This window comes from Mesorhizobium sp. WSM4850 (assembly GCF_055811735.1).
The window spans coordinates 25,911-39,528 of record NZ_JBVVPV010000001.1 but is presented as its reverse complement, the minus strand read 5'-3'; the positions used below and the strand labels follow the sequence as shown (position 1 = coordinate 39,528).

Below are 13,618 nucleotides of genomic sequence, written 5' to 3'. Positions count from 1 at the left end.
CTAAAAATTCCAAGGCGTTCAGGCGGCGGCGTCATTGAGGTGGCATGCGCTCTTGTGTCCGGCAGCAACCACCTTCAGTCGGGGCGCTTCGGTGCGGCAACGAGGCATCGCGTGCGGGCAGCGCGGGTGGAAATGACATCCGGTCGGCGGCGAGAGCGGGCTCGGCAATTCACCCTTGATCGCGGCAAAGCCGCGTTTGGTGGTTTCGATCCGCGGCACCTCGGCGAGAAGCGCCTGCGTGTAGGGATGGTTGGCCCGTGCAAAGATCTCCTCGGCCGGAGCCTCTTCGACAATGCGGCCGAGATACATGATCGCCACCCGATCGGAGATGTGCTCGACCACTCCGAGATCGTGGCTGATGAACAAGTAAGTGAGGTTCAGCCTCTCGCGCAGGTCCATGAAGAGATTGAGGATTTGCGCCTGGATCGAGACGTCCAAAGCGGCAACGGCCTCATCGCAGACGAGAAATTCCGGCTGCACGGCGAGCGCGCGCGCAATGCCGATCCGCTGGCGCTGGCCGCCGCTGAACTGATGCGGAAAGCGGTGTTTTAGCGCCGGATCGAGACCGGCACGCCGGAACTGTTGATCGACAAAGGTACCGAGGTCGCCCTCAACCAGCCCGTGTACGCGCGGCGCCTCGCTGACGATATCGGCCGCTTTGCGGCGCGGATTGAGCGAGGCGTAGGGATTCTGGAATATCATCTGCACGCGCAGCTTGGCCTCACGCCGTTCGAGCGGCGGAAGCGCCTTCAAGTCCTTGCCGCGCCATGATACCGATCCCTTGCTGGGCGCCACGATGCCGGCGACGATCCGGCCCAGTGTGGACTTGCCGCATCCCGACTCGCCAACGAGGCCCAGAACCTCGCCCCTGCGAACGGCGAGGCTGACACCGTCAATCGCCTGCACGCTTGCCGTCGGTTTGGCGAGTTTGAACGAGATCGCCAAACGGGCCGCGAGATCCGGCCGCGTGCCGAAGCTGTGAGAAATCTCGTTCAGCTCGATCAGCGGCGCCATCCCGCTAGAACCCGCTGAGGAGCTTTGAATGTCTGCCGCAACCGGAGTGGAGGGGATCATACGCGGAACTCCGGCAAGGGATGAACGCAGCGGTGCTCGCGCGGGCCAGCAGTGAGCAGAGGCACCGCCTGGGCACACGCCGCGTCGGCGCGCGCGCAGCGCGGGGCGAAAGCGCATCCGGCCGGCAGCCGCGCAACACTGGGCGCCATTCCCGGGATCTGCCGAAGCCGCTCGCCACGCCGGTTGCGGCTGGGAACGGAGTCGATCAGACCGGCGGTATAAGGGTGCAACGGACGGGCGAGACCGTCCGACACCGGGCCGGATTCGACGATGCGGCCCGCATACATCACGGCGATCCGGTCGGCGAGCCGCGAGACGACGGCGAGATCATGCGTGATCCAGATCAGCGACGTGTTGTTCTGCGCCACGAGCTTTTGCATCTCGGCGAGAATCTGTGCCTGGATCGTCACATCGAGCGCGGTGGTCGGCTCGTCGGCGATGATGAAGTCCGGCCGGTGCAGCAGCGCAATAGCGATAACGACGCGCTGGCGCATGCCGCCGGAAAACTGATGCGGATAGGCCTGCAGCCGCTCATCCGGACTCGGGATCCCGACCATGCCGAGCGCGTCGCGCGCCCGCGCCCTGGCGTCCATGCGCGAGACGTTTTCATGCGCCTGCACCGCCTCGATCATCTGCGTGTCGATGCGCAGGACCGGGTTCAGCGTCATCATCGGATCCTGGAAGATCATCGCCATGCGGCGCCCGCGCAGCGCTCGCATCTCCTCGCGGCTGGAGCGGGTGATGTCGCGGCCGTCGAAGACGATCTGGCCGCCGACGATCGTGCCTGGCGGATCGACAAGGCCGATGATGGAAAAGCCGGTGACCGATTTGCCGGACCCGCTTTCACCGACGAGACCCAGAACCTCGCCGCGCGCGACGCTGAACGAGACACCGTCGACGGCTTTTGCTTGTCCGAAATGGGTCCTGAGATCGCGGACTTCGAGCACGGTCGCATTCATTCGCGCCCCCGCGGGTTGAGCACGTCGCGGAGCCGATCACCTACGAGGTTGATCGCAACCACGGTAATCAGCAGCGCCACGCCGGGATAGAAACTGATCCACGTCATGCCGGAGAGCATGTACTGATAGCCGTTGGCGACCAGCAGGCCGAGACTGGGCTCGGTGATCGGCACACCGAGGCCAAGGAAGGACAAGGTCGCCTCCAGCGAGATGGCGCGCGCCACCTGCACCGTCGCGATCACGATCAGCGGCGGCAGGCAGTTGGGCAGAAGATGGACGAACAGGATGCGCCATCGCGTAATGGCGAGCGACTCTGCCGCCTCCATGTATTCCTTGCGCCGCTCCACCAGCGCCGTGCCGCGCGCGGCACGTGCATAAGTCGCCCATTCGACGATCACCAGAGCGAGTACGACGTTGAGGATTCCCTTGCCGAGAAAGGCGAGGATCATCAGTGCAACGAGAATGGAGGGGAAGGAGAGTTGCAGATCGACGATGCGCATGATCGCCGTCTCGGTCCGACCGCCGACATAGGCGGCGAGCAGGCCTAAAGAGGCCCCGAACAGGGCGGCGAAAAGTGCCGAGCTGACGCCGACGCCGAGCGATATGCGCAGACCGTAGATGATGCCGGAAAGCATGTCACGGCCCTGGTCGTCGGTGCCGAGCCAGAAAATCATGCCCGTCATCGATTGCGAGCCGGGCGGCAGGCGGCTGTCCATGATGTCGAGCTGGTTGAGGTCGTAGGGATTTTGCGGCGCTATAAGCGGCGCGAGCAGCGCCAGCCCGATGATCGCGGTCAGCAGCACGAAACCGGCAATGGCGGCAGGCGAGCGGAAGAATGCCCGCACGAGCACTCGAAACGGCGCCTCTTCACCCTTCTCGGCCTCGATAGGCATCGGTGGCGGCAAGGTGTCGACGCTCATGTCACGGTCCCTCGCCCTGGAGCCGCACCCGCGGGTCGAGTGCCGTATAGGTCAGGTCGACGACGAGATTGATGATGACGAAGAAGGCGACGATCGCCATCAGGTATGCGGTGATGATCGGACGGTCGAGCACGTTGATGCTGTCGATGATCAACTTGCCCATGCCAGGCCAGCTGAACACGCTTTCGGTGACGACCGAGAAGGCGACGATAGAGCCGAATTCCAGGCCGATGATGGTCACCACCGGGATCATGATGTTCTTCGAGACGTGGACGCCGATCACGCGCGTTTCCCTGAGGCCCTTGGCCCGCGCGAACTTGACGAAATCGAGCGGCAGGACTTCGGCGACGCCGGCGCGCGTCAGGCGCAGAATGAGGCAGACGTCAAACAAGGCGAGGTTCACCGCCGGCAGGATCAGGTGGGCAAGGCCGTCTTTGGTCAGGAACGCCCATTGGACGCCGAACAGTTCGGCGGTCTGGCCGCGCCCGCCGCTCGGCAACCAGCCGAGCTGCACGCCGAAAAACATGATCAGCACTAGCCCGACCCAGAAGGTCGGCAACGAGAAGCCGAGGATGCTGACGGTCATGATGACGCGGCTCAAGATGCTATCCGGCCGCAGTCCGGCATAAAGCCCGAGCGGCACGCCGACGACGATGGCAATGAGGATGGCAGAGACGGCCAGTTCGAGTGTTGCCGGCAGTCGCTGCAGGATCACCCTGATCGCCGGCTCGTTGTAGACGTAGCTCTCGCCAAGGTCGCCATGCAGCGCTGCCCAGAGGAAGCGGAGGTACTGCTGCCAAAGCGGCAGGTCGAGCCCGAGTGCCTGGACGACGCGCGCGCGCTCGATCTGATCGGCGTCGGGCGAGATCAAAATGTCGACGGGGTCGCCGATGACGTTGATCGCGATGAAGACGATAACCGTCATGGCGAACATGACCATCACGGCCTGGAGCAGCCGGCGCGCGACGGCTGCGGTCATGGCATCGCTCCGCAGCCTGATTGCCGGAAAGGGTCGCCGGTCGTCTGTGCGCGGCACATCACGCCGGCACCGCCATCGCCATGCCGTCGCGCTGCGGATCGGCGCCGCCGCGGCAAATTCCGTCTTCGATCTGGATGCCGTGGAGCGCGGCAAAAGCATAACTTTGCCAGGAGCGCTTCACCTCGTAGCCCCGGCCCTCGATTTCTTCAGTGACATAGCGCGGAATGCGATTGGAGACGTCGATTGTGTTCGACACCGCCACGATCCTCGGAGCGGCCACCGCTTCCGACATGCTCATATCGAAATCAATGAGATTCATCAGCCCCTGCGCCATAGACGGCGCGATATAGCTGCCGCCGGGCGCTCCCATGACGATCACCGGCCGGTCGTCCTTGAATACGATTGTGGGCGCCGCAGAGCTGGCCCGCCGCTTGCCGGGAGCCAGCGATCCGGCCCGGCCCGGCCTTGGGTCGAAGCGGCTCATCGTTCCGTTGTACATGAATCCCAGGCCATCGGTGATCGCCCCCGAGGGACTGCCCAGCGTGTGGGTCAAGGCGACGGCATTGCCCTCACGGTCGACCACCGAAATATGGGTCGTGTCGCGCGGCGACCGGTCATCGACGCGCTCGATCCTGGCGCGCAGCCCGGCCTTGATCTCGGCGGCGAGCCCGCTGCAATAGTCGCGGGACAGCAGCCGCGCGACCGGCACGTCGACATAGGCAGGATCGCCGAGATGGCGGTCCTTGTCGATGGTCATGCGCTTCATCGCCTCCGCCAGCAGGACGATGTGCTCGGCACCGTCATGCTCCATGGCTCCGACATCAAAATGCTCGAGGATGTGGAGCAATTGCAGCATGGATATGCCGCTGGCGGGCGGCGGGCTGGTCGCAATATCGTAGCCACGATACTCGCCCCAGAGCGGTTGCGCGGTGGATAGCTCATAGCGCGCCAGATCATCCTTCCCGATAAGGCCGCCGTTGGCGGCCATGTCGGCGGCGATCTCTTCGGCGATCTCGCCCTTGTAGAAAATGTCCGGACCGGCGGCCGCGATGCGCTCGAGCGTTTGGGCGAGGTCGGTGTTGACGACGACGTCGCCTGGCAGCTTGACCGCGCCGTCCGGGCGAAAATAGATGGCGCGCCCCGTGTTGCTGAAGCGCAGCTTGTCAAGGGTCCGCACTTCGCCGGTATCTACGCCGTCCTGGGCCCAATACCAATGGACATGCGGGCGGACCATAAAGCCGCGCCTCGCCTGCTTGGCGGCGGGTGCGACGACGTCGGCCCATTCAAAAGTGCCGTATCTCGCCAGCGCCTCGGCATAGCCCTTGACACTGCCCGGCGTGCAGACGGCGAGATAGCCGATCTCGCTGATGCCGCCTTCCAGCAGAAAGGCGAAGCCGTCGCGCGACTGGCCGACCAGAAAGTCGCTCCACATTTCAGGCGACGCTTTGAGCGGCGCCCTAGCGTAGAATTCTAGCACCTCCTGCACGCCGCGTCGCGGCATATAGACCTGCATCGAGCCAAAGCCCCCGATGCCGGCCATTTGAGGGTCGACGACGCCTTGCATGAAAGCGCAGGCGATCGCCGCATCGACGGCGTTGCCGCCGCGTTTGAGCACCAGCGCGCCCGCCTCGACCGCCTCCGGCTGCGGCGCAACGATCATTGCATTCATCTTGATGCGTTCCGTCGTTCCTTGAGCGCCTGGGCCAGGAAATCCTTGACTGGATCGAGAACCGCGTCGCGTTCGTGGGCTACCCCGGGCAGCAAATCAAAGCGTACGCGCGCACCCGCTTCCTCGAACGATCGACACAACGTGCTGAGGCGTTCCGGCCTCGTTTGTCCTGCATCGTTGGCGCCCGGCATCCAATGCGCGCTGCCTTGGACATGCGTGATCTCCCAGGTCTCCAGGTCGGCATCGCCGACGATCATCTGGACAGGCACTTTTGCCAGCGCTGCGGCGTCGAAGGTGATGCCGAACTTCTCCGGCAGGTCGCGAATGCCCACCCACCAGTCCCGCGTGGGATCGAGCAGGGTCACCGATCCCGGTGCGCCGATCGACGCCGCCCATAGCCTGTCGGGATGAAGGATGGCGAAGCGATGGGTGAAATGCCCGCCGCCGGAAAATCCGAACATAGCGAAGCGGGTCCAGTCCTGACGGTATTTCGCGACGACTTCCTCGACTATCGCGAGCAGCACCTGATCGTAGCGGATGTCGCCCTCGATCATGTATTTGTATCCGCTGCGGGCATCGTCGCCGAGAACGCCCATTGGAAACACCGGGCACAAAATGGCGCAGTCGTTCCAGCGTCCGAACTCGGCGAACGCATCACGGAAACCCAGGAACGAGGTGCGGCCGGTACCATGGACGGCCACCAGCAGGTCGACTTGGGCGCCTTCCCCAACCGCGGGCGGTACATACAGGCAATAGTGGAAGCGTGGGTCCGATTTGGAAGCAAAGATGGCGGTCGCGCCAAGATCGTATGTAGCGCGACCGCGATCCGCAACAGATCCCGTGGCGATGCTCGTCAAGTCTACACCTCCTCAGACAATCTTGGCGTTCATGGCCAGCGTATACTGGTCGGCCCGCGTCGTGAACTGAAGGTCCTTTCGGGCAGCCACGACGAGAACCTCATGGTGCAGCGGAATCAGGGCGACGTCGTTGAAGACGATGTCGCTGAGCTCCGAGAGCATCATTTCGCGTTTGGTGTCGTCCAGCATCCGCTTCGTCACAGCCAGTTTGGCATCGAGATCGGGATTGGAGTAGCGGCCCGAATTGGCGATGCCCATACCGGCGTCCGGATTCTGCGTCGCGACCAGAGCTGTCATCGGGTTCGAGGTTTCGCCTGTGTTGACGCCCCAGGAGTCCAGATTGACGCTGAACTCATGGGCATCCGCCTTGTCGGCATAAACCGACCAGGGCATGACCTCGACGCTGACTTCCAGGCCAATGCGAGAGAACATCTGGGCCACGGCCTGCACGATCTTCGAATCGTTGACGATACGATCATTGGGCCCGTGGATCGTCAGCCGGAAGCCATCGGGGTAGCCGGCCTCGGCAAGCAGGGCCGTGGCTTTTGCAGCGTCGAATGGAACGGGTTTGATAGCAGCCGAGGTGCCCGGGGCGCCGGCGGGCAGAAACTGTGAAGCGACAATGGCATTGCCCTGCATCAAGCGCTCGACAATGGCGCTGCGGTCGATCGCCATGGACAGCGCCTGCCGCACACGCAGATCCTTCAGCGGGTTGCGGTCGAGCGGCTTGCCATCCTTGCCGCTGATGAAGGGCGTCACGTCCCTGAACGTGTCCAGCGAGAAGAAGACCACCCGGCTCGATACGCCGCGGATGATGTGAAAGCGCTCGTCTTGTTCGACGCGGGCAACACCCTCGTAGGGCACCTGTTCGACGAGATCGAGATCGCCGGCGAGCAGGTTGGCAAGCCGCGCGCCGGCATCGGTGACGATGCGGAGCTCGACGTCCGGCAAAGTAGGCCTCGGTCCCCAGTAGTTGGGATTGGCGGAAAGCGCGACACGGTTGCCGGAAACATATTCCTTCAGCACATAGGGGCCAGTTCCGATCGCCGCGGTGCCGTTGTTGAACTGATCGCTCGGGGTATCCTTGAACTTGGCGCGGATGATGCGAATGCGACTGAGCGAATTGGGCAGAAGCGGCTCCGGCTGCTTGGTTTCGATGAGAAGCTTGCCGGTTTGGGGCGAGGTGATCGACTTGATGTTGCGCGTGTAGGTCCGGAACGACGCCGTGCTGTCGATGGTGTTGGCCCGGTCGAATGAGACGACGATGTCGTCTACGGTGAGCGGCTCACCGTCGCTGAAGCGCACGTCTGGGCGCAGGTCGAACTCCCAATGGGTGTCATCGACCGCGCGCCAGGCCGTCGCCAGCCCCGGTCTGGAGATCGACTTTTCGTCGTTGGTGACAAGCGTGTCGTAGATATGGGTGGCAAGCGCGTTGTTCGGCGCATTGCTCTTCAGATGCGGGTCTAGCGTCGTCGGCGGAGCAGCCATGCCGATCCGCAATTGGCCGGTTGCCGCTGCCTGGGCCAGCCCCGTCAAGCTAATGCCTTGCAAGACGGCGGCACCGCCGAGCGCCCATTGCATCAGTGCACGGCGCGATATTGTCCGGTTCATCATTAGTTTTCTCCGTGTCCACTCTGGATAGTTCCATCGGAGGAGTTCTTTTCCGCTGCCGCTTGCCATGATCGAGCCCAGCTTGGGATCCGCTGATGGTGCCGGCCTCCTTCCTGACAGCGAGTGAAACGAAAGCTTCACTATTTGTCAACACAGATAAACCACCGTTTCACTAGACGATACAAATTTTCTCGTTTAACCTTCTGCACGAGACGCTTTGGCGAGGAAGTGAGAAATGACCGATCAAGCAGATACCCGGTACACGGTCGATTCCGTCGATCGCGCGATCAGTTTGTTGCAGACTGTGGCCGGCGAGGCAGATCTTGGCGTTTCCGAAATCGCGCGGCGTTCCGGCGACAGCAAGGCGCGCGCTTTCCGGCTTTTGCAGACGCTGGTGCGGCGCGGCTTGCTGGCGCGATCATCGGATGGAAAAGGCTATCGCCTCGGCCTCGCTGCATTGATGCTGGGCCACGCCGCCAGCGAACAGATGGACCTGATCCGCATAGCAAACCCTGTTCTGGAAGAACTCGGTCAGAAGATCGGCGAAACCACCCAGTTGCGGATCCGCGATGACCAGGAAAGCCTTTGCGTCGCCAAATGGGAGCCGAAGCGGGACCTTCGCGTCAATGCGATTGTCGGCCGGCGGCGTCCGCTACATGCCGGTTCGAGCAAGGCGTTCCTGGCCCATATGGGTGATGAGGAGCGCGAGGCCATTCTTTCCGGCCCGTTGAAGCGCTTCACCAAGAAAACGGTGACCGATCCTCGGCTTCTTAGGGGCGGGCTCGAGCAAATCCGCAAGGCGAAGTTTTTCGTCAGTCGCGGCGAGATCAACGACGATCTGATTTCGATCACCGCACCGGTGTTCGTGGCGCCGGGTAAGATAATCGCGGCGCTGAACATCGCTGCCCCGGAAAACCGGGTGCCGGAAGAGCGTATAAGCGAACTGGGCGACATGGTGGCCCGGGCCGCCCATCGTATTTCCGCCGCCCTTGGCTTCCGCTCGCCGGCTGCCAATGACATAGCGAGTTGAACTGGTGCCAAGCATCACACTGCCTCGGCAGATTGCGACGAGGGGTGTATCTCCGGAACGGTGAAAACCGGCACCTCGCCCTTGAAGCCTTGGAGTTCGAAGGCGCCCGCCTGGACAACCGGCATCGATGCTCCTTGGGCAAATCCGGGACCAAGCACCAGGGGGATGCTCAGCTTTTTGGTCGTTGACTCGAGCCGTGCCGTGCGGTTCACCGGCGAGCCGATCGCGGTGTAATCGAAGCGCCGTTCGGAGCCGAAATTCCCTACGGAGCAGATGCCAGTCTCGATGGCGACGCCGATTTCGATAGGGGGGTGCCCGCGCGCGGTGAACGCGGCGTTTTCGCGCTTCACCCGTTCGATCAGGGCGAGCCCGGCTTCGAGCGCGCGCTCACGATGATCTGGCTGATCAAGCGGCGCGTTCCAGAAGGCTAGCACGGCATCGCCCATGAACTTATCGATGGTCCCGTCGCGCTTGAGTATCTCATCGGTCGCAAGGCCGAGGAAGTGATTGACCACCTTTCCGATTTCTTGGGCATCGAGTTGTTCGCTCATCGCCGTGAAGCCGCGTATGTCACTCAGCAGGATTGTGATCTCGCGCTTCTCTCCGGACAGGATCGCTTCGGTATCCGAATTTGCGAGGCGTTGCACCACGGAGGGCGACAGAAATTGCGAAAACTGCCGGGCCAGAGTGGACCGGCGCTGCTCGCTGCGCCTGTAGAGGGCATAGCCTTCGAAGCCAGCTACGACGATCGTCGCAAGCGCCGGCTGCAGTGGGTCATAGAGGTTACCCTGCAGGCTGTATTCGAGAGCGCCGAACGCGAAGGGCGTGGCAGCCAGGAGCGCCAGAGCGAGGGCGCCAAGCATGACACGCTGGGCGAGCACTCCCGAAAGTCCGATGAAAACGATGCCACTGAGGGCCAACCACATCCGCTCCAGCGTACGCGCTTGCGTTGGCTCTACAAGATAGCGCGCGGCAAGCATCTGGCCGATTGCATCAGCGTGGATGTCGACGCCTGGTCGCGCCGGACGCGCCGGGGTGGGCAGATACTGCGTCAATCCCACGGCTGACAGATCAACAATGGCGATCGCGTTCCGCAGCAGCGGATCGCCGCGACCCGAAAGGATATTACTGGCAGATATGCGCGGCGTATTGGTGTCGGTTTCCCAGAGGCGGATGCTGCCCTGCGGCTCAAGTGGCACAATGGTCCCGGCCATCCTGAGCGCGTCAAACCCGGCGACATTCATCCGAGCTACGTAGCCGTTCTCTCCGGCGTAGAGGCGCAGGAGTTCGAGCGAGAACGACGGCCAGAGCTGCACGCCTTGAGCCGTATTTCGGAGCCAGAGCAGCGGCACATGGCGTAGTACGCCGTCGGGATCGGGCAAAGTGCGAATTACGCCGAGGCCTGCAGCGGCGCTCGAGAAATCAGGAAGGGAGCCTGTCAGACCGGTGAAGCCAGGAAGCGTCTCGGGTACCTGCCCGACGATCGACCAGCCGGCTTTGGGCTCTGCTTCTGAAACCGTCACCTCGTTGCCCAGGCTGACGGCGAGCGCCGTTCGATTTTTCGCCAGTGCGCTGGCGAGGCGCTTGTCTCCAGCGATGCCATCAGGAGAGATATCAGCCTCGGGCAGCACCAGCGCAAGCCCGATCACCGCGGCACCGGACTCGGCGACACCATCGACCAGATCGGCCAAAAGGCCACGGTTCCAAGGCCATCGCCCATATGCCTTAAGGCTCGCGTCGTCTATCGAGACAATGACAACAGGATTGCTCGTGGCCTGGCGCGGAGCGAGGGACTGGTAGAGGTCGTACGTGCGCTCGCGCAGGCGCGACAGCGGCCCGTCGAAAGCAAAATGGCAAGCGAGCAGCAAGAGTACGACCGCAAGACCAGGTATTTTCCGCCTGGCAGCCCGCCGCCAATCAAGCGAGGGGCTCATGCCGCTCGGCCAGCCTTACCGGCAGTCGGGAAAGCAGTCATCATCCTCATCATCCACCCCACTGCCTACAGGGGGCGTTGGGCTGTCAGGGAACTCCATGGCCACGCCGGGCAATGCGCCGTCGGTGGACTTGCAGGCTTTGAGCGAATTGCCGAGTGCTGACGCACAAATCGCGCTTACGTTCAGCCCCGGACCCGGTTCGCCTGGCAGGCCGGTGCCGGCTATTCGATCGATGCTGTCCAAAATCGGGAACGCGTCGATACCGCCGTAGCCCGTCAGCAGTTTGTCATTGTCCGACGTGCAGGCGTGGCCCGGGTTTGTGATCACGAGCTTGCGACCATTCATCATGCAGGTCATGCGGCCGGCGCGCAGTATGCCGACGGTCTGACCAGCAATCACAAGCACCTCAATGATGCCACCTCTGGCTCCGAGCACCATGTGTGGCGTCGCAACTTGCATGTCGCCGCCTTTCGAAACCTGGCCGCCGTAGAAACGGGCCAGGCCGCTGTTCATCCTGATGTCGATCTTTCCTGATCGGGACCCCGGATTGTAGACGAATTCATCGATCGTCAGGCTGGTGTTCGGACCAATCTTGGCGCTCGACTCGTCCCGGAACACGAGCATTCCGAGACCGGTGATATTGCTGCGCAGCTGGTCGCCGAGTTCGACGCCAGCGCCGACGTTCATCGCCTCGCCGTGATTGCGGATGATGTTGGTCTGGTAGGCCGTCATGGACCCAACCGTTTCAGCGCCAGATGGTGCCGCAAAGGCAAGGCAGGCGATACAAGCGGCTATCTGACGATACAGGGTCCTCATCGCGGCCTCTTTCAGTTGAGTGTCAACGTGTAGCTCACGAGCAATTCGAATGAATCTCGGTCGCCGCTGGCGATCTCGAAGTCGGTTTCGCGATAAGCGAGATCGACACTGACCTTCTGCCATTCAGTGAGCTGAAAATCGCTTTCCGAGGCAATGCGCCAGAAGTCGCTCTGGATGTTCGTGCCGATGCCGACGGACAAGTCGGGAGTGTCGCTGTGGCCGGCCGAGACGGCGACCTGGTGAGACCATGCGAAAAGGTCCGGTACTTCCATCACCACGCCGCCGTAGCGGACCTCTCCCATGTAGCTGCGGCCGATTTCGCCAGCTCCGGAGGCGAAGTCAGTCGAGCCGACCAGGCGCAGTCCGAGCGCCTGGCCATTGCGGAAGCGGTAGCTGCCGCCTGCCTCGTAGAAGACCCTGCTATCGGCGAAGATGCCTTTCGAGCTGCTTAGATCGATGTAGCCGGCACCTGCAAAAAGCGTCGTCTCGACGGTGGGGCGCACGAGGAAGCGCCCACTTAGACCGACGCCGGTCTCGTGAACGTCGCTGTCGAAGCGATCTGTGACGGCGAACGCGGAAAGTAGCAGCCGTAGCGAATCGATCCCGCTGTTGGGCAGTCCCTTGTCCAAGGTAATGGCGGCGTTCCCGTGGATAAAAGTCTCCTCGGCACCGGGAACCGACAGGTCTTTGGTGAAAAAGCGCTCTGTCGCTGCCAGCGAGCCCGAGAGGACAAGTGCATCAGCACTTGGCGTCCCGAGATCCCATCGGATAAAGCCTTCCGCCCGCCCATAGGGCGAGACCAAGGTGCGGTCGTCTTCGGCCCCGCCCGGCTCAAAATCGGTGGATGCGCTGAACATGCCGCCAGTCAGAGCGATTTCCCAGGTGACGCCACGTAACGCGCGCTCGATGCGGGCGAGCAGGCGAACGGCTTCCTGCTGCTCATCCGCGGACAGGTCCCCGACCTCGAGGCCGTACTGCGCCTGCCGCCGGGCCAATTCATAGGAGCCGACATGATAATACAACCGGCTGGCCGAGAGCCGGGCACGCGCATCGCGAGGATGTTTGATGAGATACTGCTCGATCGACGAGATCGCCTGATCGTACTGCCCTGCGTTGACGGCAACTGTGACGAATTGAGCTAGCGCTCCGTTGTCGGTCGGATTGGCAATGCGGGCCGAAAACGCATCGTCATAGGCCGGATAGAGACCTTGTGCGCCGGCCGGCAATATGCCGGTACAAAGCAGCGCCGCGGCGAAGCCGAAGATCATTGAAAACGAGGAATGCATGCCGAGAACCCACCCCAACCCGACTAGTGCAGCGGATCTAGCACGCCTGCACGAAAAAAAGCGACAGAACTGTCAGGAAACCTCCGAGTCTTCAGCAGCTGTTGCAGCTGCGCAACAAACTATCGCGTTCATTCGCATTTCGCCTACGCTGGTTGGTCAAACATCTTCTCAGCGTTGCTTGGCTTCCATCAAGTATTCGCTACAAACGGCAACTAAGCCAACTCATAATCAGCGGTGGATTGCGCAGCCGACAAGATCAATATTGTTTGCGCGATTCTCCACGTATCTGGTCGCCGCACGACGCATCAGGGTCACATGGAGCTCATCCGAAGGTCTTCCGCCGCGTTGCGCAAGCGCTCAGAGAGCTGGCGGGCGATGCTTCTCAGGACGGCCTGCGCGATGTGCGGCTTAGCCTTTGTTATCTTGTTGAACGCCGACGAGGTCACTTCATAGGCAACAACGTCCTCGTCCGCGATCACGTCC

The 13,618-nt window shown here is 62.5% G+C and carries 12 protein-coding genes; 1 reads left to right on the top strand and 11 read right to left on the bottom strand.

Translation table 11 applies throughout. The features are described 5' to 3' along the window. Positions 1 to 18: 18 nt before the first annotated feature. From AC0L2Z_RS00200 to AC0L2Z_RS00170, 7 genes are read right to left on the bottom strand one after another with little or no spacing between them, the layout of a single operon-like run. Positions 19 to 1,014 carry an ABC transporter ATP-binding protein gene (locus AC0L2Z_RS00200; protein ID WP_473626198.1) on the bottom strand — a complete coding sequence of 332 codons (996 nt, stop codon included), beginning with the start codon at positions 1,012 to 1,014 and terminating at the stop codon, positions 19 to 21. Positions 1,015 to 1,070: 56 nt separating this feature from the next. Continuing rightward, positions 1,071 to 2,033, bottom strand: coding sequence for an ABC transporter ATP-binding protein (locus AC0L2Z_RS00195; protein ID WP_473626197.1), 963 nt, complete (start codon positions 2,031 to 2,033; stop codon positions 1,071 to 1,073). After that, positions 2,030 to 2,953 (bottom strand): ABC transporter permease, encoded by a 924-nt coding sequence (locus AC0L2Z_RS00190; protein WP_473626196.1) that lies wholly within the window; start codon positions 2,951 to 2,953, stop codon positions 2,030 to 2,032. The genes AC0L2Z_RS00195 and AC0L2Z_RS00190 overlap by 4 nt, the downstream gene beginning before the upstream one ends. A 1-nt stretch (position 2,954) precedes the next feature. Then, positions 2,955 to 3,932 (bottom strand): ABC transporter permease, encoded by a 978-nt coding sequence (locus AC0L2Z_RS00185; RefSeq protein WP_473626195.1) that lies wholly within the window; start codon positions 3,930 to 3,932, stop codon positions 2,955 to 2,957. 58 nt (positions 3,933 to 3,990) lie between these two features. Beyond that, positions 3,991 to 5,601: a gamma-glutamyltransferase gene (gene ggt / locus AC0L2Z_RS00180; protein ID WP_473626194.1), complete on the bottom strand. Its 1,611-nt coding sequence runs from the start codon at positions 5,599 to 5,601 to the stop codon at positions 3,991 to 3,993. Then, positions 5,598 to 6,458 carry an alpha/beta hydrolase gene (locus tag AC0L2Z_RS00175; protein ID WP_473626193.1) on the bottom strand — a complete coding sequence of 287 codons (861 nt, stop codon included), beginning with the start codon at positions 6,456 to 6,458 and terminating at the stop codon, positions 5,598 to 5,600. The genes ggt and AC0L2Z_RS00175 overlap by 4 nt, the downstream gene beginning before the upstream one ends. A 12-nt stretch (positions 6,459 to 6,470) precedes the next feature. Continuing rightward, a complete protein-coding gene (locus tag AC0L2Z_RS00170; protein WP_473626191.1) occupies positions 6,471 to 8,072 on the bottom strand; it encodes an ABC transporter substrate-binding protein in 1,602 nt (533 codons plus the stop codon). 232 nt (positions 8,073 to 8,304) lie between these two features. Here AC0L2Z_RS00170 and AC0L2Z_RS00165 point away from each other — a divergent pair, with 232 nt between their 5' ends. After that, a complete protein-coding gene (locus AC0L2Z_RS00165; protein WP_091597394.1) occupies positions 8,305 to 9,099 on the top strand; it encodes an IclR family transcriptional regulator in 795 nt (264 codons plus the stop codon). 14 nt (positions 9,100 to 9,113) lie between these two features. On the opposite strand, the gene AC0L2Z_RS00160 is transcribed toward AC0L2Z_RS00165, so the two are convergent. From AC0L2Z_RS00160 to AC0L2Z_RS00145, 4 genes are all read right to left on the bottom strand, one after another. Further along, the gene (locus AC0L2Z_RS00160; RefSeq protein WP_473626190.1) at positions 9,114 to 10,967 is read right to left on the bottom strand and encodes a CHASE2 domain-containing protein; all 1,854 of its coding nucleotides are present in this window, start codon (positions 10,965 to 10,967) and stop codon (positions 9,114 to 9,116) included. 81 nt (positions 10,968 to 11,048) lie between these two features. Beyond that, complete coding sequence (locus AC0L2Z_RS00155) at positions 11,049 to 11,765, bottom strand: FecR domain-containing protein (RefSeq protein ID WP_027152473.1); 717 nt, start codon at positions 11,763 to 11,765, stop codon at positions 11,049 to 11,051. 95 nt (positions 11,766 to 11,860) lie between these two features. Then, entirely contained in the window at positions 11,861 to 13,117 is a 1,257-nt protein-coding gene (locus AC0L2Z_RS00150; protein WP_473626188.1) for a tetratricopeptide repeat protein, read from the bottom strand. Positions 13,118 to 13,446: 329 nt separating this feature from the next. Beyond that, on the bottom strand, positions 13,447 to 13,614 hold the full coding sequence (locus AC0L2Z_RS00145; protein ID WP_023800410.1) for a hypothetical protein: 168 nt from the start codon (positions 13,612 to 13,614) through the stop codon (positions 13,447 to 13,449). Between the last annotated feature and the right edge of the window lie 4 nt (positions 13,615 to 13,618).

Coding starts and splice junctions, on each gene's coding strand:
- AC0L2Z_RS00200 (WP_473626198.1), bottom strand. CDS start 1,014: ATGGCGCCGCTGATCGAGCTGAACGAGATTTCTCACAGCTTCGGCACG.
- AC0L2Z_RS00195 (WP_473626197.1), bottom strand. CDS start 2,033: ATGAATGCGACCGTGCTCGAAGTCCGCGATCTCAGGACCCATTTCGGA.
- AC0L2Z_RS00190 (WP_473626196.1), bottom strand. CDS start 2,953: ATGAGCGTCGACACCTTGCCGCCACCGATGCCTATCGAGGCCGAGAAG.
- AC0L2Z_RS00185 (WP_473626195.1), bottom strand. CDS start 3,932: ATGACCGCAGCCGTCGCGCGCCGGCTGCTCCAGGCCGTGATGGTCATG.
- ggt (WP_473626194.1), bottom strand. CDS start 5,601: ATGAATGCAATGATCGTTGCGCCGCAGCCGGAGGCGGTCGAGGCGGGC.
- AC0L2Z_RS00170 (WP_473626191.1), bottom strand. CDS start 8,072: ATGATGAACCGGACAATATCGCGCCGTGCACTGATGCAATGGGCGCTC.
- AC0L2Z_RS00165 (WP_091597394.1), top strand. CDS start 8,305: ATGACCGATCAAGCAGATACCCGGTACACGGTCGATTCCGTCGATCGC.
- AC0L2Z_RS00155 (WP_027152473.1), bottom strand. CDS start 11,765: ATGACGGCCTACCAGACCAACATCATCCGCAATCACGGCGAGGCGATG.
- AC0L2Z_RS00150 (WP_473626188.1), bottom strand. CDS start 13,117: ATGATCTTCGGCTTCGCCGCGGCGCTGCTTTGTACCGGCATATTGCCG.